The following is an 11,084-nucleotide window of genomic DNA, read 5'->3' as shown; positions in this document are numbered from 1 at the left end:
CACCACCGCCGGTCCGGCTACCTCGACCACACCGAGCGCGCGTTGCCGTGTCGGCCGCTCAGTAGGGCGGGGCCCCCCGCCACCCCGGCCGCCGCGGCCGACCGGCGGGCGTGGACGGGCCGCGGGCCGGCCCGGCTGCGAGGCGTTCGCGGCCGACGCCGGGCGCCGGGTGACGCGTACGGCCCGATTGGCGTTGGCCGTTGCCGACTGGGGCAGGGGGGATCCGGGTAGTCGTCCGCCAGGCTGCTGAAATACTTGCGGTCTAAACTCTTGGCGCAACGGCCTGCGTTACGACGATCGTGGCCGAAAGTGGGCAGTTATCTGCCAAACCCGAAGGGTATTCGGCGTTTTGATACGGATAGATTCAGTCACCAAGCGGTATCCGGACGGCACGGTGGCGGTCGACCGGCTGTCGCTGGAGATTCCGGACCGTTCGATCACCGTCTTCGTCGGGCCGTCCGGCTGCGGCAAGACGACCACCCTGCGAATGATCAACCGGATGGTCGAGCCCAGCGCGGGCACGATCCTCCTCGACGGCGTCGACATCCAGAAGCAGCCGGTCAACACGCTGCGGCGGTCGATGGGTTACGTCATCCAGAACGCCGGTCTCTTCCAGCACCGCACGATCGTCGACAACATCGCCACCGTGCCCCGCCTGCTGGGCTGGAGCAAGCAGAGGGCCAGGACGCGCGCGGTCGAACTGATGGAGCGGATGGGGCTCGACGCCTCCCTCGCCAAGCGCTACCCGTACCAGCTCTCGGGCGGTCAGCAGCAGCGCGTCGGCGTGGCACGGGCGCTCGCCGCGGACCCGCCGGTGCTGCTGATGGACGAGCCGTTCTCGGCCGTCGACCCGGTGGTGCGCAAGGGGCTTCAGGATGAACTCCTCCGCATCCAGGCCGAGTTGGGCAAGACCATCGTATTCGTCACGCACGACATCGACGAGGCCATCAAGCTGGGCACGATGGTCGCCGTGATGCGCACCGGTGGCAGGCTCGCCCAGTACGCGCCACCCGCCGAACTGCTCACCGAGCCCGCGGACTCCTTCGTCGAGGACTTCCTCGGCACCGACCGGGGCATCCGGCGGCTGTCCTTCTTCCCGTCCGCGGATCTGGAGTTGCTGACCTCCCCGATCGTCGCCGTGGACGCCGACGCCGGGAAGATCGCCGCACGCTCGGCCGACGTGCCCCATCTCCTCGTGACCGACCTGGAGGGCAAGCCCCTCGGCTGGGGCGAGCCGAAGGACCTCACGGCGGGGGAGATCGTGCCGGAGCGGCTGCTGTCCCACGGCAGGCCCTTCGTGCACGGCAAGGACTCGCTGCGGGCCGCGCTCGACTGTGCCGTGCTGTCGCCGACCGGATGGGCCGTCGGCGTGGACGGCACCGGACGGGTCGTCGGCGTCGTCTCCCAGCAGGCCATCGGCGAGGCCATTCGCCTCGCCCATGCCCACGGACGCGCCGAGGACGACGCGAGGGCCGCCGGATGAGTCGCTTCTTCGACATCCCCAGCGACCTCCAGCACAGCTACTTCGGCCTGATCGCAGTGCACCTGCGGGAGGCGTTGGTGCCGGTCCTCGTCGGCCTGCTCGTCTCGCTGCCCGTCGCCCAGCTCTGCGTGCGCTTCCGCTGGATGTACCCGCCGGTGCTGGGCGTGACCACCGTGCTGTACGCCGTCCCGTCGCTGGCCTTCTTCGTCGTCCTCATCGACTACACCGGCCAGAGCGAGACCACGGTGATGATCCCGCTGGCCGTGTACAGCCTGGTGGTGCTCGTGCCGGCGATCGTGGACGGCGTGCGCTCGGTGCCGCAGGAGACGCTCGCCGCCGCCACCGCCATGGGCTTCGGACCCGTACGCCGTTACGTCCAGGTGCAGTTGCCCATCGCCGTGCCCGCGATCATCGCCGGCCTGCGCGTGGCCACCGTCTCCAGCATCAGCCTCGTCAGCGTCGGCATGCTGATCGGCAACCAGGGCGCCCTCGGCAACCTGCTCCATGACGCCCAGATCTACAACCGGCCCGAACTCGCCTGGAACTCCGTCGTCACCACGGCCGTGCTCGCCGTCCTCGTGGACGCCGTCCTGGTCCTCGTACGCCTTCTGCTGACCCCGTGGATGCCGAAGGAGAGCGCCCGGTGAACGTACTGAACTTCATCCACGCCTTCTTCAGCGACGGTTCGCACTGGCACGGTTACGACGGCATCCCCACCCGGGTGACGGAGCACCTCCGGTACTCCCTGGAGGCGCTCGCCCTCGCCGCCGTGATCGGACTGCCCGTCGGCCTGGTCACCGGCCACTACGGACGGGGCGGAAACGTCCTGTCGCTGATCGCCACGGCCGCGCGGGCCCTGCCGACCTTCGGCCTGCTGGTGCTGATCACCGTCATCGTCGGGTTCAGCCTGCAGTTCGTGATGATCCCGCTGGTCGTCCTCGCCGTCCCGCCCATCCTGGTCACCACCTACGAGGCGGTGCGCTCGGTCGATCCGTCGCCGGTGGACGCGGCACGCGGCATCGGCATGGCCGAGCCGCGGATCCTCCTCCAGGTGGAACTCCCGGTGGCGCTCCCGCTGATCCTCGGCGGGCTGCGCTCGGCGGCCATCCAGATCGTCTCCACGGCCACCATCGCCGCGTACGTCGGCCTCGGCGGCCTCGGCCGCTACATCGTCGACGGTCTCTACCAGCACGACTACGAGAAGGTCGTGGGCGGCGCCACCCTGGTCGCCGCGATGGCCCTGGCCACCCTCGGGGTGTTCTGGGCGGTGGGCCGGATCGCGGTGTCCCCGGGAGTGCGGCGCAGCGCCTGAGGTCAGCCCTCGGTGCGGGCCAGTGCCAGCTCCAGCACGACGAGCAGCGCGTCCCGCACCGAGCCGCGCTCGCGGGCGTCGAAGACCACCACCGGGACGCCGTCGGAGACGTCGAGGGCCCAGCGGACCTCGTCCAGGCTGTGCTCCACCTTCCCGTCGAAGGCGTTGACGGCCACCGCGAACGGGATGCCCCTGTGTTCGAAGTAGTCGACGGCCGCGTAGCAGTCGTCCAGCCGGCGGGTGTCGACGATGACGAGCCCGCCGACCGCGCCCTCCACGATGTCGTCCCACATGAAGCCGAAGCGTTCCTGGCCGGGCGTGCCGAACAGGTACAGCTTGAGCGTCGGGTCGATGGTGAGGCAGCCGAAGTCCATCGCCACCGTCGTCGTGGTCTTGCGCGGGGTGTGCGTGAGGTCGCCCCCGCCGGCGGCGCCGTGGGGGAGGGCGGCCTGGGTGGTGAGCGCGTCGTACCCGGAGACCGCCCCGACCGTGGTGGTCTTGCCCACGCCGAAGCCGCCCGCGATCACCATCTTGACCGGCAGGGGCGGGCGAACGGGGGTCTGCGCAGCGGCCGTGACGGGGGCACCCCCCGGTCGAGCGGATCCGAGACCTTGGGGGAGGACCAGCGGTTCAGTCGGTGTCACGGAGTACCCCTCGGGAGTCGGGGACGGCGCGGAGGCCATCGATAACCCTGCGCAGGACCGCTGCGTCGTGGGTGGCTTCGAAGTCGGGCACGTGCACCGTCAACTGCCCGGCGTCGCGCAGGTCCTCGGCCAGCACGCGCACCACGTTGAGGTGGAGCCGCAGCCGGGCCGCCAGCTCCGCGATCGACAGCGGGAGGCGGCAGGCTGCGACGATGTCGTGCCGCTCGAAGGAGAGCCGGTCGAGCGCGGGGGGGGCCGCCGGCGGGGGGGCCCCCCGGGGGTGGAGCGGGGGCTGGGAGCGGGGGGGGGGGGGGGGGGGCGCCCCCCGCCGGGGGGCGCGCGACGCGCCCCCGGGGGGGGCCCACCCCTTGGCTCTCCCCGGCATTGGCCGGGCGGGGGGCGTTGACCGCCCCCCGCCCGGCGGTGACCAGGAACGGCCGTACGGCGGGGGCGGGGCCGACCGGGTCGGAGCCCGGTGACGGGGAGCCGTCCGCCATGGCTGTGTCGCTTCCTCTCTGGACCGGGTGGGGCCGGTCAGCGCGCCGGTGCGGAACCGACGGTGTTCTTCAGCTCGAGCACCAGCTGGGGGCTGAGCGCGCCTCCCGCGCGGTTGGCGAACACGGTCATCTCGTAGGCGATGTTGCCCAGCTTGGCCTCCTTGTCGGCGACCACGCCGAGCACGGCGCCGTTGCCGATCGCGGAGACGATGACGTGGCCGCCCTCGAGGTCGATGATGACCTTGTTCAGGCCGCCCAGTCCGTAGTTGCCGGAAGCTCCGGCGGCCAGGCTGGTGATACCGGAGACGATCGCGGCCAGCCGCTCCGAGTGCGCGCGCTCGCGCAGCTCGGACACGGCGATCAGCAGCCCGTCGGACGACACGGCGATGGCGTCGACGACACCGGCGGTCTCGGTCGCGAATCGGTTCAGCAGCCAGTTGAAGTCGGCTGCGGCGGCCTGCAGGTCGGTCGGCGTGGTGGCGCCCGTCGTGGTGTCACCTGTGGACGTGCTCACTGCTCGGCTCCTTCCGGAAGGTGGTTCTGGTCCTGCGCGTGGTTCGTCGTCTGCGGGGTCGCCGCCGCACCGGCCTCGTTGCCGGGGCGGGCGAAGTTCCCGGTGTCGTGGTCGCGCTGTGCCCGCTCGACCGCGGCCTCGAACTCCTCGAGCGCGCTGCGCACGGCCTCCGCGTCCCGGGTACGGGCCTCCTGCGGCACGATCCGGTCGGCACCCGTGGTCGTGCGCAGGGTGGCCCCGCGCACCCGGCGGCGCAGGGGACGGGCGCCGTCGGCGGGGACGGGCGGCGGGGTCTCACCGGCCGTGGCCGGCTTCTCGGTGTGCGCCACGGACTCCCGGCGGGGGACCCTGCGGGGGAGGGCGCCCGGCTCGCCGGACACGGCCTGCTCGGACGCGACCTGTCCGCGCACGGGGCCCGCAGGTGCCGGCACCGGGCCCGCGGCGGTGGCGGGCACCGGTTCCGGGTCCGCCGGAGTGACCTCGGCCGCACCCGTCCCCGCACCCGTACCCGTACCCGCACCCGAGTCCGAGCCGTCGGCCGGTTCCGTCGCCGTACCGTCGGAGACGCTCGCCACCACCGGACTCATCGTCAGCAGCAGCGATGCCGGAAGCCTGATCTCGGCCGTCACGCCGCCGCCCGGGGTGCGGGTCAGTTCGACGCCGATGTCCCAGCGACGGGCCAGGGCGCCGACCACGAAGAGGCCGAGGACCTTGGTGGGGACCACGTCCAGGCGTTCTCGGCGGATCAGGCGGGCGTTCTCCTCGGCCAGGCGCTCGGCGCTCATGCCGAGGCCGTGGTCGCTGACGACGACGTACGCGGCATCGTCGCCGGAACGGACGGTCACCTCGACCGGACTGCCCTCGGGGGAGAACGACACCGCGTTCTCCAGCAGTTCGGCCAGCATGAGCGTGAGGTCGCCGATGATGTCCGGCTCGACGACGGCGTCCGTCACGGCGCGCAGCCGCACCCGCTGGTAGCCCTCGATCTGCCCGAGCGAGGCCCGTACGACGTTCGTCAGCGCCGTGGGCCCGGCGTCCAGCGCCGTCTCGCGAATGCCGGCCAGCAGCATCAGGCTGTCGGCGTTGCGGCGCAGGCGTACGGCGATGTGGTCGATGGAGTAGAGGCGTTCCAGGAGTGCGGGATCGGTCTCGCCGCGTTCGACCGCGTCGATCAGCGCCAGCTGGCGGGTCGTCAGGTTGCTGACGCGGCGGCCCACGTTGCCGAACATCTCGGCGACGTTGCGGCGGCCGAGCACCTGCCGCTCCAGCAGCGCGGCCGCGGTCGTCTGGACGTGGTTGAACGCCTCGGCCAGTTCGCCGATCTCGTCGTGCGCGGTGGCGGGCATGTCGCGCAGCCGGGGCGGTCCGTCGTCCTCGGCGTCGTCGTCGGCCACCCGCGCCAGTTCCCGGCCCGCCACGTCGGCGACCTCCCGCGCGGCGCCGGTCAGGGCCTGGACGGGACGGATGACCGAGCGGCGGACCAGCACGGACAGGGCGATCCACAGCACGAAGCCGATCAGCGCGCCGCCGAACAGCAGGACGGCCCGCCACTGCGCCGCGTCGGATGCCTCGTCGGCCCGGTCGGCGATCTGGTCGATGAGCGTGGTGGTGATCCTCAGCCGCGCGGCGGCCTGCTCGGGGTAGTCGGGGTAGTCGCGCAGCGCGTCCTGGACCGCCTTGCGGATCTCTTCCCGCGACCCGGCCTCCAGCTGTGTGGGGTCGATCTGCAACTCGGCGTACGACGACGCGATGCGCTGCTGTGCCGGGGTGTGCTCGATCCCGGCCAGCTGCCGCGCCTGGGCCTGGGTGGCGAACCGGGTGAAGCGGTCGGCCTGGTGGGAGTAGAGGTCGTGGGCGCCGACCGCGTTGGTGAACTCGATCAGCGCGTTGGTGTCACCGGTCGTCGCCGAGAACACGCTGGTCTCGAAGGTGCCGTGGGCGGCGTCCGCGCGCAGCAGGGAGTCCAGCAGGTTGCCGGTGAAGGTGGACGCGAGCGAGGCGTTGCGGTCGAGCCCGAGGCCGTCGATCAGACCCTTGGCCGCGTCGGTGTAGGCCGGGTCGATGTTGTCGGCCGGAAGATAGCCGCGCTCGACGCTCTGCCGCAGGCTGGAGAGGCCCTCGACCACCCTGAGCGCCTCCGCCTCGGTGTCCGGCAGCCGGTCGCCGAAGGCGTCGCGCACCGTCTCGATCTGGGCGATGACGGCGTCCTGGGTCGCGTGGTAGGCGGCCAAAGAGGGCTTGGAGTAGTCGGTCTCGTAGTGCGCGGAGAGCAGGATGGCCTGCTGGTGCTCCGCCTCCACGCGGTCCACCAGCCGGGCCACCGTGGCGCTGTCGCGCACGACCCGCGCCGCCGACTCCGCGGTGTCCGACTCCTGGATCAGGTCGGTGACCGGGAAGGAGAGCAGCACGGCGATCACGGCGAGCGGGACACCGACGAGCAGATTGAGTTTGCGCCGGAAGGGCCAGCGGCCGGCGAAGTCCCGTACCCCGGACCGCGGGGGGCGGGCGGTCCGGGCGGGCGCGTCCACCTCGTTCGTGGACACCGGGCCTCCTTCGTGGGGGTGTCTCCACCCGAACTGATGCGTAATGACACCGAAGCGGGCCCCGTACACCGCTGCGACCGATATCAACTGCCGCGAGACTACAGCGTCCTTAAAGGATCAACCGGTCTGTCCTTTGTCAAGAATCCGTTACAAAGAGGCCGTGCTTTATCCACAACTGGCCACAGATCGAAGCCAATCGGTGACCATGAGGCACTTGACTGACGGAGAACTGGCTGGATTGGATCAGTGGAGAGCTTCCGCGCGCTGCTTCCAGCGCTGTTCCATCCCCCGCCAACCTCTGAGTCCGGAACGGGAATCGTGACTTCCACCACCCACACCAGCAGGTCCATCCGGATGTACCGAGGCACGGCCGCCGTCGCGCTTGCCGCGGCCACGGCCCTGCTGACGGGCTGTTCCTCATCCGACGACACCAGTGACCCGCTCAAGGGCGACAAGGCGAGCGGCGACAGCGTCGTCGTCGGCTCCAACAACTTCGCCGAGAGCATCCTGATCGCCGACATCTACGGCGAGGCCCTCAAGGCCAAGGGAATCAAGGTCACCTACAAGCCGAACATCGGCAGCCGCGAGACCACCTACGGCCTGCTCAAGAACGGCTCCATCTCGGTCCTGCCCGAGTACAACGGCGCACTGCTCGCCTACCTCGACCCGAAGGCCACCCCGAAGACCATCGCGGCGACCACGTCGGCCATCGAGGCCAAGCTCGACTCCAAGCTGACGCTCCTGGAACCGGCGCCCGCCCAGGACAAGGACTCGGTCACCGTCAACGCGGCCACGGCCAAGAAGTACAACCTCACCGACAAGTCCTCCGTCTCCGACCTCAAGAGCGCGGCCAAGGATTTGGTCATCGGTGCCTCGCCGGAGTTCCAGACCCGCCGGCAGGGCCTGGTCGGCCTGAAGTCCGTCTACGGCCTGGAGTTCAAGTCGTTCAAGGCGCTCGACGCCGGCGGTCCGCTCACCCAGGCGGCGCTGAAGAAGGACACCGTGCAGGCCGCGGACATCTTCACGACGGACCCGACCATCTCCAAGGAGAAGTTCGTCGTCCTGCAGGACACGGAGAACCTCTTCGGCTTCGAGAACATCCAGCCGCTGGTCTACAAGAGCGCGCTCTCCCAGAAGGGCGTCGACGCGCTCAACGCCGTGTCCGCCAAGCTCGACACGACGACCCTGCTGGACCTGGACACCCAGGTGCAGTCGCAGAACAAGGACCCGCTGGACGTCGCCAAGGCCTGGCTGAAGTCCGCCGGACTCGGCTGACGTTCCGCGTTTGGACACGAGTTTCGACGGCTCGACGGCCGCGGACTCGACGTGCCCGGACTCGTCCGGCTCGCCGACGCGGGCCTGGAGGAGGCGGCCAGCTTCGCCGGCCAGGCCGCGCGCCGGACCCGGCGTGCCGCGACCGCCTGCACCACGGCCCTGGCCTGCGAACTCGTCACCGAAGTAGGGGCGTTGCGGCTGCTTCCGGTGCCCCCGCAGGTTCCCGCCTTCGCCGTCGCGGCCGCCGTCCTTCCGCCCGGTACCGAGGACCGGCCACTGACGGGCGACGTGACCACGGCGATGGACCTCCTTCCCGTGCTTGCCGCACTGTGAGGCTTTCCCCCGCCGACGGCCCGCCCGGTGGAAGAATTCCGCAACCGTGCGGCGGTGGCCGTAACTCCGCTCCCTCCCGCTCGCACGCTGTCACGTGACCGGTCCCGGTCCCGGGCCGAGGTGCCGAGCGCGCTGGAGAGGCACCCCATGACCACGGAACACGCACCGCCGTCCGCCGCCCCGCACGCCCGACACCGCGCGGGCCCTGGGCAAGTCGATGCGCATCCTCTAGAGCGAGGCCAGGGCGACGAAGGACGAGAACCCCACGGCGGTGCCGGACACCGCGGAGCCGCCCGCCGCGGCCGGCTGACGCCGGGGATCCGCTAGCATCCCGACCATGCCGGCCCCGGAACCCACGATCGTCGCGACCTCGGGCGGACACCGCCCCGGCGGCCGGACCATGGTCGAATTCGACGCCCTGGTCCGTCACGCCGTGGACCTCTCGGGCGCCCACGGCCGCCGACCGCGGGTCATGTACGTGGGTACGGCGATCGGGGACGCCGAGCACTTCACGGCCCGAATGTCGGAGGCGGCGCGGGTGGCGGGGTTCGACCTGACCCCGCTCCACCTCTTCCCGATGCCCAACCTGGACGATGTCGAGGGCGCGGTCCTCGCGCAGGACGTCGTCTGGGTCATGGGCGGCTCGGTGGCCAATCTGCTGGCCGTGTGGCGGGTGCACGGCCTGGACCGGATCATGCGCCGCGCCTGGGCGTCGGGTGTCGTCCTCAGCGGGGTCAGCGCGGGTTCCATCTGCTGGTTCCGGGGAGGCACCACCGACTCCTTCGGCCCCGAACTCCGCCCGCTCACCGACGCGCTCGGCTTCCTCCCGTACGGCAACGGTGTCCACTACGACACCGACCGGGGCCGCCGCCCGCTGGTCCACCGGCTGGTCGCCGACGGCACCCTGCCCACCACCCACTGCACGGACGACGGAGTCGGCCTCGTCTACCGGGGCACGGAACTCACCGAGGCGGTCACCGAGGTACCGGGCAAGGGCGCGTACGTCGTCGTACGCAACGGCGACACGGCGGTGGAGGAACGGATCGAACCCCGGCGGCTGCCGGGTGTGTGAGCCGGACACAGGACGAGTCGCCCCGAGACCGTGGTGAGCGCCTGACCGTGCCGGGCTCGGACCGTGCCGGGGCTGTCCGCCGCGCGGGTTCGGGAGGCCGGCGGGGTCGCCCGCCGCGCAGGACGCGCAGCACCGGCAGAGGCCCGGACTGGTGCGAGGCCGGTCCGGTTCACGGAGCAGACCCCGGCGGGCGCGCGGCCGACGCACCCTCCTCGGCTGCCGCGAGGTGAGCAGGCGTGCGCCTGAACGTCGGCGGGGCGGACGGTCTGCCGCGAGCGCTCACGCGGGCGGAACAGCACTTTTCCCGCTCCCGGATCCGCCCGGGAGGCCAGGATCGCGTCGCCCGCTCACGGTCCTCGGCCGCACCGGGCGTCGCCGCCCGGCGGAGGTGCCCGCGTCACGGTTCGAGGGGCGTTCGGCCGACCGGGCCGTCGTCCCGCGCCGCAGGCTCAGGCCGGTTCCCCCGCGCCCTCCGCGAGGACGGCCGCCGCGCGTGCCGCCTTCCTCCGCTTGCGCCGGCTCACTCGCGGCTCCTGGTCCGGCAGCCAGCCGAAGGTGAGGCAACTGCCGATCACGCCCAGGAGGAGGCCGATGAAGAAGCCGCCGAGGTTCGAGGTGAGCCACGTGCCGAGGGAGGCCAGGACACCGATGACGGAGTAGAAGATCCGCTGCGCGGGAGTGAAAAGGGTCAGCAGACCGCACAGCAGCATCACGGTGGGCAGGAGATAGCCCGCCAGGCCCTGCATGCCGACATGCATGATGACCTTGACCGACGCCTTCATGGTGAGCAGGACCTCCGCCCCGCCCAGGGCGAGCAGCAGCCCGCCCCAGAACGGACGGCGGGCCCGCCAGCGTCGGAAGGCGGGCCTCATCCCCTGCGATGACAGGCCGGTCATCAGCAACCCGAGTCGCTGAACCGCAGTTTCAGCCCCGGCAGCTTGAACACACCAGCGGTGGTTGCGTAGTTGGTCTGCCGCAGACTGCCGATGTGCACGGTGTCGGCCTGCTGGCTGAAGACGCCGATCGGGCCCTTCACACCGGCCTTGTTCAGCGTGCTGGCGTCGTTGCCGATCTCGATGTTGTTGAACGCGGCGTCGCCCGACAGCTCGGTGGAGTCGGTGGTCAGGTCGCTCGCCGTCACCTTCTCCGAGCCGCCGCCCGCGGTGATCAGCAGGTTGGTGCCACCGAGGTCGACGCTCTGGCACAGCTTGGTGAGCGTCGCGTTCTTGATCGCGGACGTGACCACCAGCACCTGACCGCCCGTGTCACCCGCGTTCGGGCTTCCCTCCGCCATGTTGTCGAGGTTGCCGAACTGCTCGAAACCGGTGCCGTCGAGGCTGGTCGCCGTGACCGTGAAGGGCATCCCGGATATGGCGAACTGGACGCCCAGGGCGCCCTGGGCGGTCAGGAC

Annotated in this window: 12 protein-coding genes; 6 read left to right on the top strand and 6 right to left on the bottom strand. The window is 71.3% G+C overall.

Annotated features, from left to right (window positions below):
• The first annotated feature begins 349 nt into the window (after positions 1-349).
• From ACFW2E_RS20620 to ACFW2E_RS20610, 3 genes are read left to right on the top strand one after another with little or no spacing between them, the layout of a single operon-like run.
• The gene (locus ACFW2E_RS20620; protein ID WP_384468393.1) at positions 350-1,483 is read left to right on the top strand and encodes an ABC transporter ATP-binding protein; all 1,134 of its coding nucleotides are present in this window, start codon (positions 350-352) and stop codon (positions 1,481-1,483) included.
• Positions 1,480-2,130 carry an ABC transporter permease gene (locus ACFW2E_RS20615; protein ID WP_384468391.1) on the top strand — a complete coding sequence of 217 codons (651 nt, stop codon included), beginning with the start codon at positions 1,480-1,482 and terminating at the stop codon, positions 2,128-2,130. Before ACFW2E_RS20620 ends, ACFW2E_RS20615 begins: the two co-directional genes overlap by 4 nt.
• On the top strand, positions 2,127-2,795 hold the full coding sequence (locus tag ACFW2E_RS20610; RefSeq protein WP_384468389.1) for an ABC transporter permease: 669 nt from the start codon (positions 2,127-2,129) through the stop codon (positions 2,793-2,795). The genes ACFW2E_RS20615 and ACFW2E_RS20610 overlap by 4 nt, the downstream gene beginning before the upstream one ends.
• A gap of 2 nt (positions 2,796-2,797) precedes the next feature.
• Here the strand turns inward: ACFW2E_RS20610 and ACFW2E_RS20605 are convergent, their stop codons facing one another.
• The 4 genes from ACFW2E_RS20605 to ACFW2E_RS20590 all read right to left on the bottom strand — a co-directional run bounded on the left by ACFW2E_RS20605 (position 2,798) and on the right by ACFW2E_RS20590 (position 6,993).
• On the bottom strand, positions 2,798-3,439 hold the full coding sequence (locus ACFW2E_RS20605; protein ID WP_384468387.1) for an ATP/GTP-binding protein: 642 nt from the start codon (positions 3,437-3,439) through the stop codon (positions 2,798-2,800).
• Positions 3,426-3,824, bottom strand: a complete 399-nt coding sequence (locus ACFW2E_RS20600) for a DUF742 domain-containing protein (RefSeq protein ID WP_384468385.1) — start codon at positions 3,822-3,824, stop codon at positions 3,426-3,428. Before ACFW2E_RS20600 ends, ACFW2E_RS20605 begins: the two co-directional genes overlap by 14 nt.
• 149 nt (positions 3,825-3,973) lie before the next feature.
• Complete coding sequence (locus tag ACFW2E_RS20595) at positions 3,974-4,450, bottom strand: roadblock/LC7 domain-containing protein (protein ID WP_384468383.1); 477 nt, start codon at positions 4,448-4,450, stop codon at positions 3,974-3,976.
• Complete coding sequence (locus ACFW2E_RS20590; protein WP_384468381.1) at positions 4,447-6,993, bottom strand: ATP-binding protein; 2,547 nt, start codon at positions 6,991-6,993, stop codon at positions 4,447-4,449. The genes ACFW2E_RS20595 and ACFW2E_RS20590 overlap by 4 nt, the downstream gene beginning before the upstream one ends.
• A 354-nt stretch (positions 6,994-7,347) precedes the next feature.
• Between ACFW2E_RS20590 and ACFW2E_RS20585 the strand changes: the two genes are divergently transcribed.
• The 3 genes from ACFW2E_RS20585 (at position 7,348) to ACFW2E_RS20575 (ending at position 9,673) form a co-directional block, all read left to right on the top strand.
• A complete protein-coding gene (locus tag ACFW2E_RS20585) occupies positions 7,348-8,268 on the top strand; it encodes an ABC transporter substrate-binding protein (protein ID WP_384468407.1) in 921 nt (306 codons plus the stop codon).
• A 51-nt stretch (positions 8,269-8,319) separates the two neighbouring features.
• Positions 8,320-8,601: a hypothetical protein gene (locus ACFW2E_RS20580; RefSeq protein WP_384468379.1), complete on the top strand. Its 282-nt coding sequence runs from the start codon at positions 8,320-8,322 to the stop codon at positions 8,599-8,601.
• Between the two features lie 337 nt (positions 8,602-8,938).
• Complete coding sequence (locus ACFW2E_RS20575) at positions 8,939-9,673, top strand: Type 1 glutamine amidotransferase-like domain-containing protein (protein ID WP_384468377.1); 735 nt, start codon at positions 8,939-8,941, stop codon at positions 9,671-9,673.
• 449 nt (positions 9,674-10,122) lie between these two features.
• Here the strand turns inward: ACFW2E_RS20575 and ACFW2E_RS20570 are convergent, their stop codons facing one another.
• Both ACFW2E_RS20570 and ACFW2E_RS20565 read right to left on the bottom strand, forming a co-directional pair.
• Complete coding sequence (locus ACFW2E_RS20570) at positions 10,123-10,545, bottom strand: DUF6114 domain-containing protein (RefSeq protein ID WP_384468375.1); 423 nt, start codon at positions 10,543-10,545, stop codon at positions 10,123-10,125.
• A 23-nt stretch (positions 10,546-10,568) separates the two neighbouring features.
• The coding region (locus ACFW2E_RS20565; RefSeq protein ID WP_384468373.1) for a DUF6230 family protein at positions 10,569-11,084 on the bottom strand (516 nt) is incomplete at its 5' end.

The organism is Streptomyces sp. NPDC058964, from assembly GCF_042741275.1.
Classification (GTDB): domain Bacteria; phylum Actinomycetota; class Actinomycetes; order Streptomycetales; family Streptomycetaceae; genus Streptomyces.
This window is presented reverse-complemented; position numbering and strand designations above follow the sequence as displayed.

What these genes read in the sequence shown, in the direction of transcription:
- ACFW2E_RS20600 (WP_384468385.1), bottom strand. Translation starts at nt 3,824, where the DNA reads ATGCCGGGGAGAGCCAAGGGGTGGGCCCCCCCCGGGGGCGCGTCGCGC.
- ACFW2E_RS20585 (WP_384468407.1), top strand. Translation starts at nt 7,348, where the DNA reads ATGTACCGAGGCACGGCCGCCGTCGCGCTTGCCGCGGCCACGGCCCTG.
- ACFW2E_RS20575 (WP_384468377.1), top strand. Translation starts at nt 8,939, where the DNA reads ATGCCGGCCCCGGAACCCACGATCGTCGCGACCTCGGGCGGACACCGC.
- ACFW2E_RS20615 (WP_384468391.1), top strand. Translation starts at nt 1,480, where the DNA reads ATGAGTCGCTTCTTCGACATCCCCAGCGACCTCCAGCACAGCTACTTC.
- ACFW2E_RS20570 (WP_384468375.1), bottom strand. Translation starts at nt 10,545, where the DNA reads ATGAGGCCCGCCTTCCGACGCTGGCGGGCCCGCCGTCCGTTCTGGGGC.